The 22,265-nt window shown below is 70.9% G+C and carries 21 protein-coding genes; 10 read left to right on the plus strand and 11 right to left on the minus strand.

Going from position 1 to position 22,265, the window contains the following annotated elements; translation table 11 throughout:
* Position 1: 1 nt before the first annotated feature.
* The 4 genes from F4561_RS16770 to F4561_RS16785 are packed head-to-tail and all read left to right on the plus strand — an operon-like array spanning position 2 to position 3,640.
* On the plus strand, positions 2–910 hold the full coding sequence (locus tag F4561_RS16770) for an ABC transporter ATP-binding protein (RefSeq protein ID WP_184580175.1): 909 nt from the start codon (positions 2–4) through the stop codon (positions 908–910).
* Positions 907–1,686 carry an ABC transporter permease gene (locus F4561_RS16775; RefSeq protein WP_312885321.1) on the plus strand — a complete coding sequence of 260 codons (780 nt, stop codon included), beginning with the start codon at positions 907–909 and terminating at the stop codon, positions 1,684–1,686. Before F4561_RS16770 ends, F4561_RS16775 begins: the two co-directional genes overlap by 4 nt.
* A 13-nt stretch (positions 1,687–1,699) precedes the next feature.
* Complete coding sequence (locus F4561_RS16780; protein WP_184580176.1) at positions 1,700–2,968, plus strand: sensor histidine kinase; 1,269 nt, start codon at positions 1,700–1,702, stop codon at positions 2,966–2,968.
* Positions 2,969–3,016: 48 nt separating this feature from the next.
* On the plus strand, positions 3,017–3,640 hold the full coding sequence (locus F4561_RS16785) for a response regulator (protein WP_184580178.1): 624 nt from the start codon (positions 3,017–3,019) through the stop codon (positions 3,638–3,640).
* Positions 3,641–3,837: 197 nt separating this feature from the next.
* Here F4561_RS16785 and F4561_RS16790 read toward each other — a convergent pair whose 3' ends face one another.
* The 3 genes from F4561_RS16790 to F4561_RS16800 form a co-directional block, all read right to left on the minus strand.
* Positions 3,838–4,752, minus strand: coding sequence for a diacylglycerol/lipid kinase family protein (locus F4561_RS16790; protein WP_312885322.1), 915 nt, complete (start codon positions 4,750–4,752; stop codon positions 3,838–3,840).
* 324 nt (positions 4,753–5,076) lie between these two features.
* Entirely contained in the window at positions 5,077–6,504 is a 1,428-nt protein-coding gene (locus tag F4561_RS16795; RefSeq protein WP_184580180.1) for a carboxylesterase/lipase family protein, read from the minus strand.
* Between the two features lie 25 nt (positions 6,505–6,529).
* A complete protein-coding gene (locus tag F4561_RS16800; protein ID WP_184580182.1) occupies positions 6,530–7,432 on the minus strand; it encodes an MBL fold metallo-hydrolase in 903 nt (300 codons plus the stop codon).
* Between the two features lie 127 nt (positions 7,433–7,559).
* On the opposite strand from F4561_RS16800, the gene F4561_RS16805 reads away from it, so the two are divergent.
* Positions 7,560–8,465 (plus strand): helix-turn-helix transcriptional regulator, encoded by a 906-nt coding sequence (locus F4561_RS16805; protein ID WP_184580184.1) that lies wholly within the window; start codon positions 7,560–7,562, stop codon positions 8,463–8,465.
* Between the two features lie 171 nt (positions 8,466–8,636).
* On the opposite strand, the gene F4561_RS16810 is transcribed toward F4561_RS16805, so the two are convergent.
* Positions 8,637–9,605 carry a LysR family transcriptional regulator gene (locus F4561_RS16810; RefSeq protein ID WP_184580186.1) on the minus strand — a complete coding sequence of 323 codons (969 nt, stop codon included), beginning with the start codon at positions 9,603–9,605 and terminating at the stop codon, positions 8,637–8,639.
* A gap of 79 nt (positions 9,606–9,684) precedes the next feature.
* Here F4561_RS16810 and F4561_RS16815 point away from each other — a divergent pair, with 79 nt between their 5' ends.
* Positions 9,685–11,184, plus strand: a complete 1,500-nt coding sequence (locus tag F4561_RS16815) for an MFS transporter (protein ID WP_184580188.1) — start codon at positions 9,685–9,687, stop codon at positions 11,182–11,184.
* Between the two features lie 418 nt (positions 11,185–11,602).
* On the opposite strand, the gene F4561_RS16820 is transcribed toward F4561_RS16815, so the two are convergent.
* A complete protein-coding gene (locus F4561_RS16820) occupies positions 11,603–12,529 on the minus strand; it encodes an AEC family transporter (protein WP_184580190.1) in 927 nt (308 codons plus the stop codon).
* A 277-nt stretch (positions 12,530–12,806) separates the two neighbouring features.
* Between F4561_RS16820 and gdhA the strand changes: the two genes are divergently transcribed.
* Positions 12,807–14,171: an NADP-specific glutamate dehydrogenase gene (gdhA, locus tag F4561_RS16825; protein WP_246437213.1), complete on the plus strand. Its 1,365-nt coding sequence runs from the start codon at positions 12,807–12,809 to the stop codon at positions 14,169–14,171.
* 222 nt (positions 14,172–14,393) lie between these two features.
* Here the strand turns inward: gdhA and pdxA are convergent, their stop codons facing one another.
* Together pdxA and F4561_RS16835 are read right to left on the minus strand one after the other, a co-directional pair.
* Entirely contained in the window at positions 14,394–15,416 is a 1,023-nt protein-coding gene (gene pdxA / locus F4561_RS16830; RefSeq protein ID WP_184580192.1) for a 4-hydroxythreonine-4-phosphate dehydrogenase PdxA, read from the minus strand.
* Between the two features lie 165 nt (positions 15,417–15,581).
* On the minus strand, positions 15,582–16,088 hold the full coding sequence (locus F4561_RS16835) for a MarR family winged helix-turn-helix transcriptional regulator (protein ID WP_184580194.1): 507 nt from the start codon (positions 16,086–16,088) through the stop codon (positions 15,582–15,584).
* A gap of 121 nt (positions 16,089–16,209) precedes the next feature.
* Here F4561_RS16835 and F4561_RS16840 point away from each other — a divergent pair, with 121 nt between their 5' ends.
* Entirely contained in the window at positions 16,210–17,091 is an 882-nt protein-coding gene (locus tag F4561_RS16840) for a dioxygenase family protein (protein ID WP_184580197.1), read from the plus strand.
* 209 nt (positions 17,092–17,300) lie between these two features.
* On the opposite strand, the gene F4561_RS16845 is transcribed toward F4561_RS16840, so the two are convergent.
* Together F4561_RS16845 and F4561_RS16850 are read right to left on the minus strand one after the other, a co-directional pair.
* Entirely contained in the window at positions 17,301–17,504 is a 204-nt protein-coding gene (locus tag F4561_RS16845) for a cold-shock protein (RefSeq protein ID WP_184580199.1), read from the minus strand.
* A gap of 258 nt (positions 17,505–17,762) precedes the next feature.
* Positions 17,763–18,932: an NAD(P)/FAD-dependent oxidoreductase gene (locus F4561_RS16850; RefSeq protein WP_184580201.1), complete on the minus strand. Its 1,170-nt coding sequence runs from the start codon at positions 18,930–18,932 to the stop codon at positions 17,763–17,765.
* 112 nt (positions 18,933–19,044) lie between these two features.
* On the opposite strand from F4561_RS16850, the gene F4561_RS16855 reads away from it, so the two are divergent.
* Positions 19,045–19,680, plus strand: coding sequence for a hemerythrin domain-containing protein (locus tag F4561_RS16855; RefSeq protein ID WP_246437214.1), 636 nt, complete (start codon positions 19,045–19,047; stop codon positions 19,678–19,680).
* Between the two features lie 111 nt (positions 19,681–19,791).
* On the opposite strand, the gene F4561_RS16860 is transcribed toward F4561_RS16855, so the two are convergent.
* Positions 19,792–20,181: a DUF6011 domain-containing protein gene (locus F4561_RS16860; protein WP_184580203.1), complete on the minus strand. Its 390-nt coding sequence runs from the start codon at positions 20,179–20,181 to the stop codon at positions 19,792–19,794.
* A 336-nt stretch (positions 20,182–20,517) separates the two neighbouring features.
* A complete protein-coding gene (locus tag F4561_RS16865) occupies positions 20,518–20,751 on the minus strand; it encodes a hypothetical protein (RefSeq protein ID WP_184580205.1) in 234 nt (77 codons plus the stop codon).
* Positions 20,752–20,914: 163 nt separating this feature from the next.
* On the opposite strand from F4561_RS16865, the gene F4561_RS16870 reads away from it, so the two are divergent.
* A complete protein-coding gene (locus tag F4561_RS16870; RefSeq protein WP_184580207.1) occupies positions 20,915–22,150 on the plus strand; it encodes a DUF6745 domain-containing protein in 1,236 nt (411 codons plus the stop codon).
* Positions 22,151–22,265 lie beyond the last annotated feature (115 nt).

A 22,265-nucleotide genomic window follows, 5' to 3' on the forward strand; every position in this document is an offset into this window, starting at 1 on the left:
CATGTCGATCATCGAAGTCAACGAGCTGCACAAGCGCTACGGGGAGACCGTCGCGGTGGACGAGGTGTCGTTCACCGTGGACGAAGGGGAGATCTTCGGGATTCTGGGCCCCAATGGGGCCGGCAAGACCACCACGGTGGAATGCGTCGAAGGACTGCGCACGCCCAGCTCCGGGTCGACCAGCGTGCTCGGCCTTGATCCGCAGCGCGACCGCGCCGAGCTGCGCCAGCGCCTCGGTTCGCAGCTGCAGGAGAGCACACTGCCGGACAAGATCACGGTGGCCGAAGCGCTCGACCTCTACGCCTCCTTCTACCGCCACCCTGCCGACTGGCCGGCGCTCCTGGAGACCCTGCACCTTTCCGACAAGCGCAACACCCAGTACCGCAGGCTGTCCGGGGGCCAGAAGCAGCGGCTGTCCATCGCCCTGGCGCTGGTGGGCAGCCCTGACGTCGCGGTGCTGGACGAGCTGACCACCGGCCTGGACCCGCAGGCCCGGCGGGACACCTGGGATCTGATCGAGCAGATCCGCGACTCCGGGGTGACGGTCATCCTCGTCACGCACTTCATGGACGAGGCCGAGCGGTTGTGCGACCGGCTGGCGCTGGTCGACTCCGGGCGGATCGCCGCTCTGGACACCCCGTCCGGCCTGGTCAAACGCGCCGAACAGCAGCAGCAGGTGCACTTCCGCCCCTCCACTCCGCTCGACGACGAACTGCTGACCGGGCTGCCGGAGGTGAGCGAGGTGCGGCGCAGTGGCCCGCAGATCACCGTCGTCGGTACCGGGAACCTGCTGCACGCGGTCTCCTCGACGCTGGCACGCCAGCAGATCGTCGCCGAGGAGCTGCGGGTGGAGCAGAGCAGCCTCGACGACGCGTTCGTCGCCCTGACCGGACGGAGGATCGACCCGTGACCAGCCCCACTCAGACCAAGAGCCGTTCGTCGTCGATGTCCGCACTGCCCAAGCTCATCGCGGTGGAGAGCAAGCTGATGCTGCGTGAGCCGGGCACGCTGGGGTTCGGGATCCTGTTCCCCACCGTGCTCCTGCTCGGCCTGGGAGCGGTCCCGGCCCTCCGCGAACCGTCCCCCGAGTTCGGCGGGGCCCGCTTCGTCGACTACTGGGCGCCGTCGGCCCTGATCCTCGGCCTGGGCATCATGGGCCTGCAGCAGATCCCCACCATGGTGGCGACCTACCGGGAGAAGGGCATCCTGCGCCGGATGTCGACCACCCCGGTCAGCCCCGCAGCGGTGCTCGTCGCCCAGCTCGTCGTCGCCCTCGCGGCCGGAGTGGCGACCGCTGTGCTACTCATCGCCTCCGCGAGGCTCGTGCTCGACGTCGCCTTGCCCCAGCACCCGTGGTGGTTCGCGCTCACCTTCGCCGTCGGCTACGCCTCGCTACTGGCCATCGGCGTGCTCATCGCCGCGCTGACTCCCACCGCGCGGCTGGCCAACGGCGTGGCGATGCTCGCCTACATGGTGGCGATGGTGTGCGGCGGTGTGTTCCTGCCCCGGTTCTTCCTCCCGGACGCTTTGGTGCGTCTCGGCGACTACGTCCCGCCCGGGGTGCAGGCCATGCTGGACGCGTGGTCCGGGGAGGCGGGACCACCCGAGCTTGCGCACTTGGGGACAATGGTGCTGATCGCGGTCGCGGCGGGCACGGTGGCCGCCAAGTTCTTCCGCTGGGAGTGACCAAAGGATGGCGATGAGCGGCCGGCAGGCACACAGCATGGCGAGCCCCCGCCCGGCCTGGGAGGCCAGCTGGAACTGGCTGCTCACCCTGGCCCCGTGGGTGCTGCTGGCGATACCGGTAGCGATCAGCCAGGTTCTCACGCCGCAGGACTGGGGGCAGCGGGGCCTGACTCTGGCCTTGGCCGCGGTCGCGGCCTGCTGGGTCTACCTCGGGCACACCAGGACATCAGCGCAGCAGCGCGAGCGCCCCCTGCCCATGCTGGTCTACTTCGCCGGCCTGCTCGCCGTGGCCGCCGCTCTCATGCAGCGCGACCAGATATTCCTGCTGTTCGCGATCACCGGCTTCTTCCACGCCTTCCATCTGAGGCCGGTTCCCCTGGGCGTCGGTGGCGTGTTCGCCACCTCGCTGCTCCTCAACACCTCCTCCGTGCTCAACGTCAGCGACATCACCGCGCAGGACGTGGGCACCTATATCGCGGTGGTGCTGATCCAGACGGGGGCCATCAGCGTGGGGATCGTGTTCGGCGCAGTGGGCACCAAGATGGACCGCAAGCGCGAGGAGACGATGGTCAAGCTGGAGGAAGCACTGGAGGAGAACGCCGGGCTGCACGCCCAGTTGCTCACCCAGGCCCGGGAGGCCGGGGCGCTGGACGAGCGCCAGCGCATGGCGCGGGAGATCCACGACACCCTGGCCCAGGGGCTCACCGGCATCATCACCCAGGTCCAGGCCGCCCAGCGGATCTGGCAGGATCCGCAGCAGTCCCGCCCGCACCTGGACCGCGCGCTGGCCCTGGCCAAGGACAGCCTGGCCGAGGCCCGCCGTTCGGTGGAGGCGCTGCGCCCGCAGGACCTGGCCGAAGCGCATCTGCCCGACGCGCTGGACACCCTGGTGCGCCGCTGGGCTACGGAGAACGATGTGCGGGCGACGGTCGAGGTGACGGGGGAACGCGTGCCGCTGAGTCCGGCGATCGAGGTGGCGCTGTACCGCATGGCCCAGGAGGCGCTGACCAACGTGGCCAAGCACGCCGAGGCGTCCCGGGTGGGGGTGACGCTGTCCTACCTGGACGACGTGGTGCTGCTGGACGTCCGCGACGACGGCAGGGGCATGGAGTCCGCCCGCGGAACAGGGTTCGGCATCAACAGCATGACCCAGCGCATCCGCGGCGTGGGGGGGCAGCGTGGCGGTCGAGAGCACTCCGGGCGAGGGCACCGCGGTGAGTGCCAGCGTGCCCGCGATCACGGTGGGTCTCTCCCTCGACCGGTCGCCCTCCACCGATCATGAGGCCCTCGCCGAGCAGGACGCCCCTCTCCCCGTCCCTGGAGACACGCCATGATCAAGGTTCTGATCGCCGACGACCACCCGGTGGTCCGCGACGGGGTGCGCGGGGCTTTCGCCGCCGAGGCCGACATCGAGGTGGCCGGGGAGGCAGCCGACGGGCGCGAGGCGGTGGAGCGGGCGGCCGAGCTGGGGGTGGACGTGGTGCTGATGGACCTGCGAATGCCGGAGATGGACGGTGTGCAGGCGATCGCCGCGCTGGCCGCCCGCGCGCCCGGCGCGCGGGCGCTGGTGCTCACCACCTTCGACGGCGAGAGCGACGTGCTGCCCGCGATCGAGGCGGGAGCGGCCGGATACCTGCTCAAGGACGCCCCCACCGAGGAGCTGCTGCGCGCGGTGCGCGCGGTGCGCCGAGGAGAGTCCGTGCTCGCGCCCACCGTGGCCGGACACCTCATGGCCCAGGTGCGCACCCCGGCCGGAGGGCAGGTCCTCAGCGACCGCGAGCTGGAGGTGCTGCGCCTGGTGGCCGGCGGCGCGTCCAACCGCACCGCCGCCGCGCGCCTGTTCATCAGCGAGGCCAGTATCAAGACCCACCTGCAGCACATCTACGACAAGCTGGGGGTGCGCGACCGCGCCGCCGCCGTCGCCGAGGCCTACCGCCGCGGCGTGCTGAGCTGAGCCCTGCCCCGCACCCGGGGACCCCGCGCAGGCGGGGGCGGAGGTCTCGGGATCGCCGCCCAGGCGGGGTGCCGGCGCTGCTCACGGTCCCGCTGGTCCTCACTGCCGCCCTCTGCGGGTGGCGCCGCGCGGGCGGGAAAGCCGGTACGGCCGTTCCGCCGGGGGCTGTTCAACCACCCGCGGACGAACAGGCCGGGTCAGCCGTCCAGATACTCCTTGGGCACCAGGAAGTTCCACACCCCCGGCAGGATGCGCCACGTGCGGCCGACGAGCTCCTCCTTGACCTCACCGTCGATGCTTCCCAGGGTCTTCCTGCCCGTCACCCGGACAGTGTGGGCGTGCACGTGGTGAACGTCGTCGGCTCCGCGGTGGGTCCCCCGGTACAGGTGGAGCCCGTACCGGACGCGGGCGAGACGCCCGCGGGAACGCGACACCACCACGTTGATCGTCCCGTCGTCGGCCCGCGCGGTGGGGTCCAGAATCGCCGTTCCGGCTCCGATGTTCGCCCCGTTGGCCAGGGCGACCATAAGACTGTGGTGCTCGGGACCGATGACGGTGGCGCCGTCGGCCTCGACGTGCAGCCGGTAGCCCCGCGCCGCCCAACCGGTGATCAGGCCGCCCATCGGATAGCTCAGCGGCCCCAACAACCGCTTCCACCGGTGCGCCTCCCGGGTGGTGTCGGCGCCGGCCCCGAAGTGCAGGGCGTTGACCGTCACCTCGCCGGTGTCGTCGACGAGCAGGTCCAGTGGACGGACGATGCCGCGCAGCAGGGTATCGGCGGCCTCGACCGGGTCGAGGGGGATCCCGAGCGCGCGGGCGAAGTCGTTGCCGGTTCCCATCGGCAGCAGCCCCACCGTGCGGGTGCCCAGCTCGCCCCGCCGGTGCAGCGCGTTGGCCAGGGCGTGCAGGCTGCCGTCGCCTCCGGCACTGACGATCGTGTCGTGGCCGAGGTCCAGCGTGGCGTCCAGCTCGGCCGGACCGGCGCAGCGGCTGAGTTTCGCCCGGCCGCCCAGCCGCTCCATGACCGCGTCGACGCGCTCGGCGGTGGCGGTGCCCGCCCGGCTGTTCGTGATGACGAGGATGATGCGTCTCCATTCCGCGACCGCCTGCACCCGGCTGGCCTGCCCCGAACTGCTGGTCGGGGCAAGTTCATCGCCCGGGGCTGGCGGGCTGCCCGGTTGGCCCTGATACGACAGATTAGCCGGGTCGACGCGAGCACGGAGCGGCGGTCGTGCTCCACGGAAATCGCGCACGCACTCACCGGGCAGACCGGACGGATCCTCTTCTCGCGGCGCACCGTTTGCCTGGAAGTGGCTGCCATCGGCGCGGGGGACGACGCCCCGCGCGAGAATGCGCCCTGCGCCAGTCGTGGTGGAGGACCGCACAGGCGAGGCGGCCCCGCCAGGCGGCCCTGATCGCATCCGGCAAGGTCCGGGTCAATCGCACCCGGTGAAGCGGTGGGTTTCCGACGGTGCCCAACCGGGCTCGCCGGTGCGGGCGAACGCCACCCAGGCCGAGTGCATGCGCGTGGCGAGCGCCGCGGGCGGTTCGGCCGGCCCGAGTAGGCCGCGGGGGCCGCGCAGCTCGGGCAGGTCCAGGCAGTCGAACACGTACGGCAGTTCCACCGTGTGCGCCGCCCCGAGTTGACCGTCCACCGCGGAGGACCGCCACGCGAACTCGTAGGTGTAGGTCGGTCCCCGCTCCTGTGCCGCGTGCGCCTCGGCGAGGCGGCGGCTTCCCGCGCCGAACAGCGCGTCTCCCAGGATCGTCGAGTGCAACCCGCCCGTGCTCGCCCGCGGATACCGTGCGCGGTACCGCGCCACCAGCGCGGCCGGGTCGGCGTGCACCTGCGCGGCGGTGTTGCGCACGTCCTCGGCGGTCGAGGTGGTCAGGTTTCCTTGCGGCGCGAGGTAGAGGTTGCCCTCTTCGGTGTTCGTGCCGACGAGAAGGGTGGTCCCGGCCCCGGCCCCGGCGCCCGCGGCCACGGCTTCGGCGGGCTGGCGGTCCAGCACCAGGCTGAACGCGCTGAGCCCGAGCAGCGGGTCGAACCGGGTACTGGTCCGCAGGTCCAGGCCGCCGAGCTTCGGTGTGACGTCGACGAAGTGTTCGTCCGGTACCCGGGCGAAGTCCGCGACTGTCGGTTCGACGCCGAGCGCGGCGGCCGCGGCGTGCGTGACTCGTGCCGCCTGTTCCGTGGAGAACGCGCCCATGCCGTTGCCGCTCTGCACGATGGCGCGGTGGAACAGTCCCTCCGCGCCGGGAGTGGCGAGCACCCCGCTCGTGATCGTCGCGCCCGCGGACTGGCCGAACAGGGTGACGTTGCCGGGGTCACCGCCGAACGCCGCGATGTTGCGCCGCACCCAGCCCAGCGCGGCCACGACGTCGAGCAGCCCGCGGTTGGCCGGCGCGTCGGGCAGGTCGAGGAACCCGGCGATACCCAGCCGGTAGTTGAGGGTCACCAGCACCACACCGTCGCGGGCGAAGGCCGTTCCGTCGTAGAGCGGGGACCGGGTGGAGCCGGTGATGAACCCTCCGCCGTGCACGAAGACCATGACCGGGCTGTTCCGGGCATGTAGCGGGGCCCACACGTTGACGGTGAGGTAGTCGTCGCCGGGTATCCAGCCCGGCTCGAAATAGGGCGACATGTCGAGTGCCCCGAAGCCGTCGCGGTGCGGCTGGGGCGCGGTCGGTCCGGGCCGTGTCGCGTCCCGGATGCCCTGCCATGGTTCGTGCGGCACGGGTGCGGCGAAGCGGGCCGCGCCGGTCGGTGGTGCGGCGTAGGGGATGTCGAGGAAGACGTGTGCGCCCCCGCCGGCGCGGCCTCGGACGGCGCCCTCGGTGGTGGTGGCGACTGGGTCGGACACCCGTTGCTCCTGTTCTTCGAGTCGGTCAGAGGCGGGCGAAGGGGGCCCATTCCTTGATGGCGAACCGGTCGTCTTCGCGGACGACCTCGGCACCGCCGTGCCCGCCGAGGTGCGCGGGCAGCACGAGCGCGTTCGTGTCGGCCGCCCAGCCGAGCAGCCGCCGCCGGGTGGCCCTGCTCTGCGCCGGGTCCTCGCATGCGCAGCTGTTGGTGTCGGGTTCGACGAACTGCAGGGGGGTGTGCAGCAGGTCGCCGACGAACAGCGCGCGGTCGGTGCCTGATTCCAGCGTGACCACCGACGAACCGGGAGTGTGCCCGGGCGCGAGGTCCAGCCGCAGGTTCGCGTCGATCCGGTAGCTGTCCTCCCACAGCAGCGTGCGGCCGGCCTCGTGGACCGGTGCGACGCTGTCCTCGAAGACGTTCTGGTTACCGCGGCCCAGGATCGACTCGTGACCACCGGCGGGGTTCCAGAAGTCGAAGTCGCGCCGGGCCATGAGGTAGGTGGCGTTGGGAAACGTCGGTACCCAGGTGCGGTCGTCCAGGTAGGTGTTCCAACCGACGTGGTCCACGTGCAGATGGGTGTTGATCACCAGGTCGACGTCCTCCGGCCGGACCCCGGACTTGGCGAGGGTGCCGAGGAAGTCGGTGGTCAGGTGGCTCCACACTGGTGCGTACGGCCGCTCCTTGTGGTTGCCGACACCGGTGTCAACCAGGATCGTCTTGCCTTCGCTGCGCAGCAGCCACGTCTGGATGGCCGAGACGCAGACATTGGCGGCCGGGTCGAGGAAGTCCGGCGCGAGCCAGTGCTCGTGCTTCCGCCAGGCTCCTTCGGGGCTCTCGGGAAAGAAGACGTCCGGCGACATACCGACCGAACCGAAGTACTCCGTGATCCGGGTGAGCGTGACGTCACCCAGCACGATTTCGCGCATGTTCGCTCCAGGGTTCCCGCTGGTGTTTCGCCCAGCTTGCGGCAGGTCCGCGCAACCAACCAGCCCCGCGTTTGCCTATCCCTGGCAGGGTCTGGCTCGCCCAGCGGGCACGGGGCAGACTGGAGGAATGGGTGTTCCTGGCCAGCTAGGCGAGTTCCTTCGGGCACGTCGTGCCCGCCTGCGTCCCGAGGACGTCGGTCTGCCCGCGCTCCGCGAACGGCGGCGCGTGGCCGGGCTGCGCCGAGAGGAACTCGCGCAGCTGGCGGGAGTGAGCGTGTCCTACTACACGCGCCTGGAGCAGGGGCAGTCGGTCAACGCCTCCGACGCCATCCTGGAGGCCCTCGCCGGAGCCCTGCAGCTCGACGGGTACGAGCGCGAACACCTCCGTGAGCTCGCCGCGCAGCGTCCCCGGCCGCAGCGCAAGCCGCCGCCGGAACGGCTCAGCCCCATGACCCGCGACCTTATGCGCACGTTCGAGAGCGTGCCCGCTATGGTCCACGGCCGACGGACCGACATACTGGCCTGGAACGCGCTGGGGCATGCGCTGCTGGCCGGACACGTCGACCGCGCCGCGCCCGACCATCCTGCGGACCGGCCGAACCTGGCCCGGATGCTGTTCCTCGACCCGCACACCCGCGACCTCTACGTGGACTGGCAACGCAAAGCTCGCGCCGTGGTCGGCAATCTGCGGCACGTCGCCGGGCGGCACCCCGAAGACTCCCTGTTGGCTTCGCTGGTCGGGGAGCTGTCCATGAAGAGCCCGGAGTTCGTGAAGTTGTGGAACGACCATCGGGTCAAACCGTGCGAGGCCGATGAGTACGAGCTACGCCATCCGCTGGTGGGCACGCTCACGGTCACTCAGCAGATCCTCGTGCCAGCACGTTCGCCGGAGCAGTCAGTGGCCGTGGTCACCACGCCGGAAGGCTCCGAGTCGGAGAACACCCTCAAGCTACTCGGCCGTTCCGGTCTTGCCCCATCGCCCGACACGTCTCCAGGAGCGCACTCACGTCCAATCTCGTCCGCGGCGACCTGACGGCCGATCCAACGGCCAGAGTCAGGGCACGAGGGAGAATTACGTCCTGACCTTCCGCGATCGAGGCCTCGTTGAGGGGCACGCCCCCGACTGCCCATCATCCCCCGTCCCGGGCGGCACCGCCTATGGCGTTGGTTCCGCCCTCGCCGGCGCCTTTGCCTGCCCGGCGGTTCAGTCCTCCTGAGCGGCGGCCTCGTCCCCGTCGCCCCCTCCGGATCGGCTCGTCCGGGGTTGGCGGTGCAGGTTGGTGGCCGTCGCGGTGATCGTCTCCAGCGCGGTGCCGACGACGGGGTGGTCGCGGCTGCCGAGACGGGTGGCCGTCAGGATGCGGCGCACCGGCGCGGGCTCACCGTGCAGGGGGATGCGGGCGACCGGCGCGTCTTGGGGCAGCCGCGCGAGCCGGGGCACGAGGATGATGCCGAACCGGTGAGCGACCAGGGCGGTTCCGGTGTCCCACTCGTCGGCGTAGTGGGCGATCCTGGGCGTGAACCCGGCCGCCATGCAGGCGGTGCGCACCAGGTGGTGGTAGGTACTGCCGGGCTGCCCGAGGATCCAGGCCTCGTCGGCGGCATCGGCGAGGGTGACCCCCTTGCGCCCGGCCAGCGGGTGCCCGCTGGGCACGACCAGGTCGAGCGGGTCGTCGAGCAGCGGGTGCTGGTCGAAGCGGGTGTCGGAGGCCGGCGGGGTGTCGGCGGTGGCGATCAGCAGCGCGAGGTCCGCGTCGCCGGCCAGGAGCAGATCGAAGCAGCGGGCGGGCTCGGCCTCGATGACCCGCACGCTGAGCTGCGGATACCTGTCCCTCAGAACTGCCGCCGCCGAAGGCAGCAGGTGGGTGGCGGCTGTGGAGAAGCCGCACAGCGTGAACAACCCGCCGGTCTCGTCAGCGGAGGCGGCGAGCTCGGCGCGGGCGCGCTCGGCCTGGGCGGACAGCGCTTCGGCGTGGCGCAGCACGATGGCGGCCGCGGCGGTCAACCGGATCCCCCGGCCGGACTGGGTCACCAGTTCGACGCCGAGCTCGGCGGCCAACTGGCGCAACTGGTGGGAGACCGCCGAGGGCGTGTAGTGCAGCGCCTGGGCCGCGGCGGTGACCGTGCCGTGGTGGTCCACGAGCTGCAGCACCCGCAGTTTCGAATCGATCATGTACCTATTTTGCACGATCACATGCAAAAACGTTCGCTTTTCTGCAGCAGTCATGTACTGCACGCTGAAGAACGTGTTGATGAAGCGATCCTTCGATGACGGCCCTGCCCAGGAGTTCGGCAACCAGCTCGCCAAGCGCACGCGCGAGAGGCGCACGGCGGCCTATCTGCTCGTCGTGCTCACCGCCGGGGCCTACCTGCCCAGCCCGCTCCTTCCCGGCTACCAGCACGCCTTCGGGTTCAGCGACCTGGTGATGACGCTGATCTACGCGACGTTCGCGCTGGTCAGTGCTCCCGCACTACTGCTGTTCGGGCCGGCCGCGGACGCGCTCGGCCCTCGTCCGGTACTGCGGAGCAGTGTCGGACTGGCCGCTTTGGGCTCTGCCTGCTTCGCGCTCGCTGCGGGGCCGGAATGGCTGCTGGCCGGCCGCGCCGCACAAGGGCTCGCGCTGGGCGCGGCCACGGGCGCCGCGACAGCGCTGATGATCCGCAACTCCCCAGCGGAGGAGCGCCTGCGGGCCTCGATGCTGGCCGGCATGGCATTCGTCGCCGGTACCGCGGCGGGTCCGATCGCCGCGGGGGCGCTGGCGCAGTACGCCCCGGCGCCGACGGTGCTGCCGTATCTGATCCACCTGGCCCTCCTGGCAGAGGGGTTGCGCCGGGTATCGGCCCTGTCCGCCTCGACTCCGCATCCGCGCCGCTGGCGGCCTACCCGCCCGCACGTCCCGACCGGTCTGCGGGCACGGTTCGCCACCGCCGCGGCGACGGGTTTTCTCGCCTGGACGGCGGCCGGACTGTTCCTCGCGGTGATACCGGCGGTGCTCACCCGAGCGGCCCGGATCGACGATCTCGCGATCACCGGCGGGCTCGTGGGCGCTGTCCTCATCTGCTCCGTACTGGCCCAGCCTCTGGTCGCCCGCCTCGGCGCGCCCCTCGCTCAGCTCACCGGCCTCGGCGTCCTGACGGGCGCCCTCAGCGTCCTCGCCGCGACCGGCGGCGGTTCACCTCTCGCGACACTGATCGCGGCCGTCGCCGCCGGAACCGGGCATGGGCTGGCCTATGGCGGCGCCACCGCCGCCGTCGACGCGGCGGCCCCCGACGAGCACCGCGGGGCGATCAGCTCGGCGCTGCATCTCGCGTTCTACCTCGGCGCCGGCGGCCCCGCGGTAGCGGTCGGGCTACTGACCATCTCCCACGATCTGACCACCGCCGTGTCCTGGCTCAGCGCCGCCGCGGCCGTGCTCGCTCCGCTCGTGGCCGCCACGGTCCCGCTGGTCCATCGCACACGGCACTCGGCCCCGGCGACACAACAGCCCTTGCAGGCCGAAGGCGTATGCGGGACACCCGCTGAGATGACGCGGAGCGGGCGGCACCGGAGAATCCGAAGGTTCCCGGCTATCGGGAGGCCCGACCCGCGAGCGGCAGCGGGCCACAGAAACACACTCGGGCGCCGCCGGGGTTCTGGAGGGTCCGTAGGTGGGCAAGCGAGGAACGAACGACCACACCGCAGGACCCGAAGGTTCCCGGCTTCGGGGCACCCGACCCGGCGAGCGCCAGCGAGCCCAGAGAACACTGCCTAGATGTGATGGGGGTGGGTGGTTGCGCGCGCGACGAGGGCGGCGGAGGCGCCGGCCCTGCGGGAACCGTGCCTTTGCCGGGCGCCAGTGCTGCCGTCCGGCGGCGGGGCGCGCATCGAGGATGACTGTGCGGACGTTCTCGGCGATGGGCCGCAGCGAGAGTGACCGCGAGGACATTCTCGTCGCTGAACATGTCCCCACGGACACCCTCGCCGCGGACCCCGCACCCACACCCGCCCGTTTCGCCGTGTTTCCCCCGGAGTCTGGCGCCACAGCCACGACCGATGGGCCCCAGCCACGGGCCAGACCCCGGTCGTCGGGCGCCACAACCCCCGGGCACCAGAACCGATCACCCGAGGGCCGGCCCACCACCGTCCTCGCCGCCCCGCCGGGCACCGCACCACGAACCCACATCACCGATCTAGCCCAGCAGGACCGCGATGAGCACCAGCACCAACGGGGTCAACAACGTCGAGAGGAGGACCGAGTCCCGGGTCATGCGTATCGCGGTGTCGTAGTGCGAGGCGTAGGTGAACAGGTTCTGCGCAGCGGGCAGGGCGGCGAGGACCACGACGGCGAACAGCTCGTCGCCACCCAACCCGAAGACGGCTCCGCCGAGCACGTACGCCAACAAGGGGTGGCACACCGTCTTCAGTAACACTGATAGCAGGACGGGGCCCTTGTCAGGGCCGCGGCAGGGCAGGGAACTGCCGCGCAGCGAGATGCCGAACGCGAGCAGCACCGCCGGCACCGACATCGATCCGACAAGCTCGACAGGCTGCATGAGCGGGGCGGGCGGGGTCCAGCCGGTCGCGGCGACCGCGACACCGGACAGCGAGCCGACCACGACGGGGGTGCGGAACGGCATGGTCGCGATGCGCAGCAGCCCGGATTTCTCACCTGGGGCGCGGTGGGTCAGATCGAGCAGTGTCAGGCCGATCGGGAAGAACACCAGCTGCTGGAGCAGGAGCACCGGCGCGACCAGCGAAGCGTCGCCGAGCACGTAGACGGCGATGGGAATGCCAAGATTTCCGGAGTTGACGTAACTGGAGCACAGGGCGCCCAGGACGGTGGGGGCGGCTCCCCACCGGCGCGCCGCCCCGGCCAAGGAGAAGAGCAGTGCCATCACCGCGATGCTGATCCCGGTGACCAGGACGGGAAGGGACACCAGGATCGAGAGGTCCGCGCCGGAGAGGATGTCGAAGAGCAGCGCTGGAGTGGCGACGTAGAACGCGAGCCTGGTAAGGACCTCGCGACCGTTCTCCCCGAGGTAGTCGCGCCAACCCAGGAAGTACCCAACGGCGATTATGCTGCTGATGACGCCGAAGCCGGTGATCACCCCAATCATGCGCACCTTCTCCCTCAGCAGCTAAACGCGGGACCCGGACGAACGTACACACGAGGTGCGGTCATCCGCCACGATCCGGGTCACATCCCGCGCGCCTCAGTGTTCGGGGGCGGAGAACAGCAGTCATGACCCGAGTCAGGATTCCGGTGGCGTGCCGACCGCGCCAGCCGTGGGGCGGCCGCGTGGGGTAGCGGTCCGAGGTGGCACGATAGCGATGGCCAGCAGGACGGTCATCATGCCGCGGTGTGTGCCGGACGTAGGAGGTAGTGGAGAAAGTATGTCCCAGGGACCGATGGACGGTAACGGCCTGCGGCTGACCACCAAGGTGTTCGCCGACATTGAGCGACGCGATTACGACCAGCCCGAGTTCCGCCAGGCCGTTCACGAGGTACTGGAGTCTCTGGAACCCGCCCTGGACCAGCACAGCGAGTACCTGGACAGTCGCGTGCTGGAGCGGTTGTGCGAGCCCGAGCGGCAGATCATCTTCCGCGTGCCGTGGACCGACGACAGCGGTGACATCCAGGTCAACCGCGGCTTCCGGGTGGAGTTCAACTCGGCGTTGGGTCCCTACAAGGGCGGGCTGCGGTTCCACCCCTCGGTGAACCTGGGCATCATCAAGTTCCTCGGGTTCGAGCAGACGCTCAAGAACGCGCTAACGGGGCTGCCGATCGGTGGCGGCAAGGGCGGATCCGACTTCGACCCCAAGGGCAAGTCCGACGCCGAGGTGATGCGTTTCTGCCAGTCGTTCATGACCGAGCTGCACCGCCACCTCGGCGAGTACACCGACGTGCCCGCGGGGGATGTCGGTGTCGGCCGCCGGGAGATCGGCTACCTCTTCGGGCAGTACAAGCGGATCACCAACCGCTACGAGTCCGGGGTACTGACCGGCAAGGGGCTGAACTGGGGCGGTTCGCAGGTGCGCACCGAAGCCACCGGTTACGGGACCGTGTACTTCGTCAACGCGATGCTCTGCGACCGCGGTGACGGGTTCGACGGCCGGAGGGTCGTGGTCTCCGGCTCCGGGAACGTGGCGATCTACGCCGCGCGGAAGGCCGCCGAGCTGGGCGGCACCGTGGTAGCGATGTCGGACTCCTCCGGCTACATCGTCGACGAGTCCGGCCTTGACCTGGACCTGGTCCGCGACATCAAGCAGACGCGGTCCGGACGCATCAAGGAGTACGCCGAGCGGTGCGACCGGGCCAAGTACGTGGACGGGGGGACGATCTGGGAGGTGCCGTGCGAGGTGGCCCTGCCGTGCGCCTCCCAGAACGAGCTGGACAGCCAGTCGGCCGCGGCGCTGGTGCGCAATGGTGTCATCGCCGTTGGCGAGGGGGCGAACATGCCGACTACCCCCGAGGCCGTCAGGGTGTTCGCCGAAAGCGGCGTGGCGTTCGGACCGGGCAAGGCGGCCAACGCGGGCGGCGTCGCCACCTCGGGCCTGGAGATGCAGCAGAACGCCTCCCGTGACTCCTGGCACTTCGACTACACCGACAAGCGGCTCTCGGAGATCATGGACGACATCCATACAACGTGCCGGGAGACCGCCGAAGCCTACGGGGCGCCGGGAAACTACGTCCTGGGTGCCAATATCGCGGGGTTCATCAAGGTCGCCGACACGATGCGGGACCTCGGGGTGATCTGAGGGGCCCTGCCCGCCACCGGGACGGCGAGCCAGACCGGGAGCGCGGACCGCTCTCCGCCTGTCCGGCGCAATGCGCGCCACGCGCCGGCGGTGGTGCGGACACGCCCGGGAGTCGAGGGCGGCGAGTGGCCCCGCAGGCCCGCCGGCCGGCGCACCGGCCGCGAACGTCCCGGCTCGGCGGCCGGGTCGGTCCCGGCTCGCTGGGCCGGCCCGGCCGGTGCCTCAGTCCCCGTACTCCGCGCGGATCCGGTCGGCGAAGTGCGCGAACTCCGCGGCGTGCAGGAACGCCGACCTCATGGTCCCCGGGTTGGCCACACCCTTTCCGGCGATGTCGAAGGCGGTGCCGTGGTCGACGGAGGTGCGCAGGATGGGCAGCCCGACCGTCACCGAGATGGTGCCGTCGAAGTCGAACGTCTTCGCCGCGATGTGCCCCTGGTCGTGGTACTGCGAGAGAACGCCGTCGTAGTTGCCCTCAAGTAGCCGGTGGAAGACCGAGTCCGCCGGAACGGGCCCTGTGACGTCGGCGCCGCGGGCACGGACCTGTTTGACGGCCGGGTCGAGGTGGCGGATCTCCTCGTCGCCGAACGCTCCGTTCTCACCGCCGTGCGGGTTGATCGCCGCGACGGCCAGCCGGGGCGCGTCGTGCCCGAACACGCGCAGCGCGGTGAGCGCCTCGTCGATGCTGGCGACCTGCTGCTCCTCCGTGATCTGGTCGAGTGCCCGGCGCAGCGACACGTGCCGGGTCGCGAAGAAGATCTTCTTGCCGCGCACCACGAACATGGTGTTCTGCCGGGTCACGCCGGTGAGCGCTCCGAGCATCTCGGTGTGGCCGAGGTGCGTGCTGCCCGCCGCCCAGATGGCCTCTTTGTTGACGGGGCCGGTGACGATGCCGCTGACCTGCTGGTCCATGGCGGCACCGGTGGCCACCTCGATCGCGCGCACCGCGGCCTCGCCGGCACGCCGGTCAACCTCGCCCCACGGCAGCTCGGCCTCACCCAGGGCCTCGATGTCGTAGCAGTCGATGACGCCCGACCGCGGCTCGGGAAGGTCCCACGAGCGCAGGGCGCGCACCTCGACGTCGAGCCCGCACACGGCCGCGGCGCGGCGCAGCACGGCCGGGTCGGCGACCGCGACCCCGCGAGCGGGAGCCGACTCGCCGGTGTCCACGAGCGTGCGCACGGTGATCTCCGGGCCGATGCCGACCGGGTCACCGACGGTGAGGGCCAGGGTCGGACGTTGGGTCACGGTGATTCTCCTCCTCGGGTTCGCGGGCCGCGGCGCGCGGCGGCTCCGCTCTTGGTGTTCCTCCGGCTGCTCTACCACCGGGCCGACCCCACTAGCGCTGCGGGGTCGGCCGCAGCACCGCGGGGCCAACCCGGTCCGGGACACGCGTGTCCCGGACCCGTGGACCTAACCCGCGAAGATCCCGCGCCGGCGCTCCGGGGCGAGGCGCCCGTGGACACTGCGGGCGATATCGCGCAACTGGGCCACCTGCTCGGGGGTCAGCGCGTCGAACACGCGCCGGCGCACCGCTTCCACATGACCGGGAGCGCTGGCCTCGACCTTGGCTCGCCCCTCCTTGGTGAGTACCGCGTTGGTGGCCCGGCCGTCATCGGGGCACGGTTCGCGGCGGACCCAGTCGCGCCGTTCCAGGCGGCCGACCACATGCGAGAGCCGGGATTGCGACCCGTTGACGATGACCGCCAGCTCGCTCATCCGCACGGTCTCCTCGGGCGCCTCGGACAGCGAGGCCAGCACCAGGTACTCGAAATGGGTCAGCCCGGCATCGTCCTGCAGGTCGGCGTCGAGGGCCGCGGGCAACTGAAGCAGCAGGGCGGCAAAGGGCCGCCATGCCCGCTGTTCCTCAGCACTCAGCCAGCGCGGTTCGCCGTCGCCGGTGGTCTCCGTTGCGCTCACCCGCCCACCCTTTCACTCACCCAGCCACACCAGTGTATTACTTGACGCTTCAAGTAAATCTGCCTAGCTTTAACTTGAAGATTCAACCGAGCGTCTGGCCGCCGCAGCCAAGGAGCGACCCATGGCCTTGACCCGCACTCCGGACGCCCCAGCGGGCGCCTACGACCTCTTCCTACCCGGGGCGCTTCCCGCGGCGCAGGCCCAGCGCCACTGGACTCCCGAGGACGGTGCGCTGCCCACCCTCTACATCAGCCACGGCGCCCCTCCGCTGCTGGAGGACGCGGAGTGGATCCGCCAACTGTTCACCTGGGCCCAGGGGCTGCCCAAGCCGCGCGCCGTCCTCATCGTCAGCGCCCACTGGGAGGACGCCCCACTCTCGCTGTCGGCCCCCGACTCCGGGACTCCCCTGGTCTACGACTTCGGCGGCTTCCACCCGCGCTACTGGACGCTGTCCTACCGCACCCCCGATGCCCATTGGCTGGCCGACCGGGTCGCCGCCGCCATGCCCGACAGCGACCCGGTGCACCGCCACACCTCGCGCGGCCTGGACCACGGCGCCTGGATTCCGCTGATGACCATGTACCCGCTCGCCGACGTCCCGGTGCTGCAGTTGAGCATGCCCACCCACGATCCGGAACGGCTGCTGGAGCTGGGCCGCCGGCTGCGCCCACTGCGCGAGGAGGGGGTCCTCGTCATCGGGTCCGGGTTCATGACCCACGGCCTGCCCTTCCTCACCCGCGAGATGGTCGTCGACAACGCGGTGCCCTCGTGGTCCGCCGACTTCGACGCGTGGGCCGCCGAAGCGCTCTCGCACGGCGACGTCCCCACGCTCACTGACTACCGCGACCAGGCTCCCGGCCTGAGCTACGCGCACCCCACCACCGACCACTACGTCCCGATCTTCATCACCCTCGGCGCCGCCCAGAACGCCGAACAGCCGGTGCGCACCGTCATCGACGGCTACTGGATGGGCCTGTCCAAGCGCTCCTTCCAACTGGACTGAGCGCGACGCGACCGCCATCGAGACCGGCCGCTCCGGTCGCGACCGTCAGATGAGGCGGTCCCGGTACTCCGGAGAGCGTGTCGCGGACGAGTCGGGACACGGAAGCCCCCGGGCACACAAAGAGCCGCCCTCCGCCTTTGGCAAGGCGGAGGGCGGCACTAGAGGGGCCTACAAGGGGCGTAGGCCTACGCCGTAGATGCCGCGACCCCTCAGAGGGAGCGGACCTCCTCGGCCTGCGGACCCTTCGGGCTCTGCGTCACCTCGAACTCGACGCGCTGCTCCTCTTCGAGGTTCCGAAAGCCGCTGCCCGCGATGTTGCTGTAATGCACAAACACATCGGGACCGCCCTCGTCCCGGCTGATGAAGCCGAAGCCCTTCTCGCTGTTGAACCACTTCACGGTTCCCTGAGCCATGTCAGTCTCCTGATCAGGTCGATCGGTATCGGACCCGCGGTCGCGGGTCCGTGATCGCACTTGAGACGTGGCGCCCCTCGCCACTCAGGGCAAAAAGAGAACGCCCGCACCAAACTCCGCGAGCGTTGAACACAAAGCCAAACACAAACACAGAAAGCTACGATCACCAAGTACAACAACCTCACCAGCGATCTATTCCGCCGGCGCGCCAAAAATTTTCCGGCCGTCCGCCGCCGGGCCACCGGCGGCCGCCCCTGGTCACTGCCGGCCCGGGTTCCCTGTCCCCGAGCTTCCGCCCGCGGAGCGCTCGCCGGCGGTGAACCGGCCAGGCCGGAATTCGGCGAGCATCGCGGCCGGCGTTCCGGTGCGCACCTCCCCGGCCACCATGGGGGCCAGGGCCGGGGCGAGGGTCACGCCGCTGTGCGTGGTGACGACGTACAGCCGGCGGTGGTCGTCCGCGAACCCGCACACGGTCAGACCATCGGCGGGCAGCGCACGCTGCCCGACGCGGACCTCGGCGATGCGCGCGTACTCCCCGCCGACCAGCACGGCGGCGAGCCTCTCGCGCAGCTCCCGCGCCATGGCGGAATCGGGCCCTGGGGCGGGGGCGCCGGCGTCGGCCTCCGTATCGAAGTCCAGCGCCTGCAGCACGAGCCGGCCGCCGCCATCGGGGCGCACGTTCAGCCACGACGTGGTCAGCGGCCGGGCCAGGCGCGCCGGCACTGGATCGGTGTAGGCCAGGTACCCCGCGGTCGCCGGCCCGTCGGGGTGGGCCATCGGCACGGAACAGCCTGCCGTGGCCGCCAGCTCCCCGGTCCACCGCCCCACGGCGCTGATTACGATGTCCGCCTCGGCCGTGGAGCCGTCGTCGAGCGCGATCCGGGCGGCGCCACTGGTGGTTCCGAGCTCGCGCACCCGGACCGGGCACACCAGCCGGACGCCGCGCGCGAGCGCATCGGTGAGCAACGTGCCGAGGAACTCCGCCGGCAGCACGTAGCCCTCGCTGGCAAAGACCGCCACCGACCGCGCCGAGTCGAGGCCGCGCGCGCCCGGCTCCAAGGCGCGGGCGTGCCGCGCGTCGATCAACTCCGCCGGGTAGTCGCGTCGGCGGAGCCGGTCGACCGCGCTCCGCAGGGCGCGGTCGTGCTCGGCGGTCTCGGCCCACTCCAGGGTGCCGCTCGGGTGGAAGCCGAACGGGGCGCCACTCCCGCCCGCGATGCGCGCATGGTGGGCGCGCACACCCGCCACGTTCAGCTCGTGGTACCCGGTTGGCTCTTTGGTGTGCGAGTTGACCCAGGCGAACGTGGTTCCACTGGTTCCCGCTCCGGGACGGTCCGCCTCGTAGACGGTCACCTGGTCGCCGTTGCCCGCGAGCTCCCGGGCGACCGACAGGCCGAGCACGCCGGCCCCGACAATGGCGATTCGCAACGCTGTTCCTCGCTTCCCGCCCTGTCAGGGGCGCCGTCGCACGGCTCGTGGCCGCGGCGAGTTTACTCGCACAACACCGGGGATAGCCGTCCGGACAGCGGGCACTCCAGCCATGCCGGCTGGTACCCGCGACCGCCCTCACCGCGCGATCCAGGAACTGACCGACCTGCCAGAGGAGCGGATTATGGCGGAGAACCACGACGACGTACTCACCGTTCTCAGCAAGGACCACCGCGAGGCGGAGCGGACGTTCAACCGCCTCCAGCAGGACTCCGCTCTGAGCGACGAAGACCGCCGGCAGCTCATCGACGAACTGATCATCGAGCTCGTCCAACACACCGTCGCCGAGGAGATGCACGTCTTCCCCGCCACGCGGGAGCTCGTTCCCGATGGTGACCGGATCGCCGACAAGGAGATCCAGGACCACGCCGAAGTCGATCGGCTCATGAAGCAGCTCGAGGATCTTCCCGTGACGGATCCCGAGTTCGAATCCACCCTGAACGAGCTGATCACCAGCGTGCGCGAGCACGTGAAGGACGAAGAGAGGCGGCTTTTCGTGGCGCTGCGCGCGAACGCCGCCCCCGAGGAGCTTCGCGACCTGGGTGACAAGATCGCCCGCGCCAAGTACCTCGCTCCGACGCGGCCGCATCCGAACGCTCCGGACACCCCACCGCTGAACAAGGTGGTCGCTCCCGGCGCCGGCCTGGTCGACCGCGCCCGCGACGCGGTGGTCGGCCGGCAGCGGTAGGCGCCGCACACCGTCCGGCACGCCCGGCGTCTCCCCGGCACTGGGCACCAACAGCGCGGGGCGGGCGGGAACGATGTCCCGCCCGCCCCGTTCATCGGACCTCCGGGTGGCTCAGCGGACCGGGCGCCGGGCGCGGCGTAGCCGCCGGGTGGCCCGCATCATCGCCACACCGGCGCGGTGGTAGCACGGAACCCGGTACTGCCCGGCCTTGCAGGTGCAGCCCTCCGCAGTGCTCAGGTAGGCCCGCGAACCGTCGCTGCTCACGGACCGGAAGACCTCCGGATGGCTGGTGGGCACCAGGCCGCAGGTCTCGATCAGTTCGGATGCCTTGTCGGCCTGCCAGGGGTGGAAATCGGTGAGGTCGGCGGCCTCTCGGGCCTCGTGGAGGTAGCTGACACAGGTGGGGCCGTAGCCGCGGGTAACGGAGGAGGAGGCGCGGAGCGAACGCCCGCACCGCCGGCAGAATTCGCTGATGTAGTTCGGGACGACCGCAGCGGTCATTTCACTTCCCTTCACATCGCCAAGCACCTCCTCATTATATTTCATCGCCCACAGGGGGTCAATTGATCCCGCGCTTCCGGTCGGCCGCCAGACGCCCGACCGAACCCGTCGGCGGCCAGAAATCCGCGCCGCCCCAGGAACCTCGGCAGGCACTCCGGACACCTGCGGCACCCGTCTTCCGCGAGGGACGCCAGGAACGCCGCAGGCGCTCCGTGCGCTGGAGTAAAGTACGCCACGACACGGCGCCGACCGCGACGCGAGCACTCTCCCGGGAACCCGCACCCGAGAACCCGAAAAGGAATCCAATCTCTTTTATTCGCCCACACAGAAAGATCTTTATTCGCCTGCCAAACGCATTTCCCGAATGATTATCCGATTCACTTTCCCGGTGCGCGTCCGCGCACCAAAAAAACGGCGTTCACGCTCCAGAGGAACCCGGTGGACGCGGATTCGGCCGGCGAACTCGGCACCCGGGATCGGCGCCTCCCGGAACCCGGCGAGCCGCTCGGCCTGCTCCCCTGCGGCGTCACGCAGCGTGGCGGAACCCGCGGTCCACAGCTCGACGCGCACCTTCGGCGTCGTTCCGGCCGCGTGTGGCTCGCGCTCCAGCGGGAAGGCGCCCTCGCGAGGCCAGGTTGCGGTGCTGGTGCCCGCCCCGCACTTGCGCACCGGTATCCGGGTCCGGTAGAAAACACTCCATGTTCAACTGGAAAGGCGGCCCCGCCGCTGCCCGATGAGCGGGCCTTTCGGGCCAGGTAGCCCGACCTCCGAGTCCGACCTGCTCCGGCAGGCCATCACTATCCGCGACGAGTGGCTGGGCCGCGCCCTGTCCACTCTCCCCGCTGACCGGCCAGCCGCCGAAGCGGCCATCACCGAGCTGTACAGCCTCGTCGGTCAGGCAGCACCCCGGTTCCAATGGGTCGACTCCCCCGCGGCGATGCTGCGTCTGCCCCCTGAGGAACGCCCCGACGCCGCACCCGCCCAGCTGAGGGCCGCCCATCCGCGCAACCGGGCGGCCGACTGGCCAACCGCGTGCCGGCTGGCATCGTGCATGGCCGACCTGCGCCGCGACCTGGACCGGCTGGTCAATGCGCAACTGGCGGGGACGCCCCTGGCTCCCGGGCAGCGCAGAGCCGCGCGGGATGTCGCGCCGGAGGAGGCCCTGCGCCAGGGGGTTCCCCTGCGCCAGCTGCTGGAGATCGCCGTGCGCGAACCTCTTGAGGCCAGCGTCGGCGACGCCGTCGGAGGGCCGTTGCGCACCGCGTTCACCACTCTCGCGGGCGGCGCGTCTCCCCTGGTCTGGTCCGGCCAGCACGAGGCCCCGTGGATCGCCCGCTACGACACCTGGTGCCGCCTCGGCTTGGCCACTCTCCCCGCCGCCGCGGGTCACCAGCTTGGCCTGTGGGCGGAGCTGGCTCGCTGCTGCGGCTGGTGGTGGCCTGGCGAGGAGGTGTGTGTCCTCGCCGAACGCCCGCGGGCCGTGCACCACGAGCCGCTGCCGCACGCCCCGAACGGGCAGATCCGGCTGCACCGCGATGCCGGGCCGGCGGTGGAGTTCGGCGACGGGTGGGCGGTGCACGTCCTGCACGGCACCCCGGTGCCGGAATGGGTCCTTTCGGAGCCCACGGCGGAGCGGATCGCCGCCGAACGCAACGTGGAGGTGCGCCGCACCGCCATCGAACGGCTGGGCTGGGACTCCTACATCGAGCAGGCCGGACTGCGGCTGCTCGCGTCCGCTCCCGACCCCGGCAACCCGGGATGCGAGCTGCGGCTCTACGACACACCCCGCGACGTCCGGCTACCACCGTCGCGGCTGCTACTCGCCGTCAACGGCTCGGTGGAGCGCGACGGCCGGCGGCGCCGCTACGGGCTCGCCGTACCCGACGGCATCGACGACCCGGTCGCGGCGGCCGGCTGGTCCTACGGGCTCTCCGGCGAGGTGTACGCGCGGCTTGCCCGGCGGACCTGAGTCGCGCGGGCCGCGACCGGCCGTTCCCCGGAACCCATCGAGCCTTCGCGCAGCGGGGCCGCCCGCATGTCCCAATCCGCAAGATCAGCGCACGGAATACCCACAATCCTGACAT

The sequence above is a fragment of the Lipingzhangella halophila genome (assembly GCF_014203805.1).
GTDB classification, from domain to species: domain Bacteria; phylum Actinomycetota; class Actinomycetes; order Streptosporangiales; family Streptosporangiaceae; genus Lipingzhangella; species Lipingzhangella halophila.

What these genes read in the sequence shown, in the direction of transcription:
- F4561_RS16770 (WP_184580175.1), top strand. Translation starts at nt 2, where the DNA reads ATGTCGATCATCGAAGTCAACGAGCTGCACAAGCGCTACGGGGAGACC.
- F4561_RS16785 (WP_184580178.1), top strand. Translation starts at nt 3,017, where the DNA reads ATGATCAAGGTTCTGATCGCCGACGACCACCCGGTGGTCCGCGACGGG.
- F4561_RS16845 (WP_184580199.1), bottom strand. Translation starts at nt 17,504, where the DNA reads ATGGCTCAGGGAACCGTGAAGTGGTTCAACAGCGAGAAGGGCTTCGGC.
- F4561_RS16855 (WP_246437214.1), top strand. Translation starts at nt 19,045, where the DNA reads ATGCCGGCTGGTACCCGCGACCGCCCTCACCGCGCGATCCAGGAACTG.
- F4561_RS16810 (WP_184580186.1), bottom strand. Translation starts at nt 9,605, where the DNA reads ATGATCGATTCGAAACTGCGGGTGCTGCAGCTCGTGGACCACCACGGC.
- F4561_RS16860 (WP_184580203.1), bottom strand. Translation starts at nt 20,181, where the DNA reads ATGACCGCTGCGGTCGTCCCGAACTACATCAGCGAATTCTGCCGGCGG.
- F4561_RS16800 (WP_184580182.1), bottom strand. Translation starts at nt 7,432, where the DNA reads ATGCGCGAAATCGTGCTGGGTGACGTCACGCTCACCCGGATCACGGAG.
- F4561_RS16870 (WP_184580207.1), top strand. Translation starts at nt 20,915, where the DNA reads ATGAGCGGGCCTTTCGGGCCAGGTAGCCCGACCTCCGAGTCCGACCTG.
- F4561_RS16820 (WP_184580190.1), bottom strand. Translation starts at nt 12,529, where the DNA reads ATGATTGGGGTGATCACCGGCTTCGGCGTCATCAGCAGCATAATCGCC.
- F4561_RS16780 (WP_184580176.1), top strand. Translation starts at nt 1,700, where the DNA reads ATGAGCGGCCGGCAGGCACACAGCATGGCGAGCCCCCGCCCGGCCTGG.
- F4561_RS16815 (WP_184580188.1), top strand. Translation starts at nt 9,685, where the DNA reads ATGAAGCGATCCTTCGATGACGGCCCTGCCCAGGAGTTCGGCAACCAG.
- F4561_RS16840 (WP_184580197.1), top strand. Translation starts at nt 16,210, where the DNA reads ATGGCCTTGACCCGCACTCCGGACGCCCCAGCGGGCGCCTACGACCTC.
- gdhA (WP_246437213.1), top strand. Translation starts at nt 12,807, where the DNA reads ATGTCCCAGGGACCGATGGACGGTAACGGCCTGCGGCTGACCACCAAG.
- F4561_RS16805 (WP_184580184.1), top strand. Translation starts at nt 7,560, where the DNA reads ATGGGTGTTCCTGGCCAGCTAGGCGAGTTCCTTCGGGCACGTCGTGCC.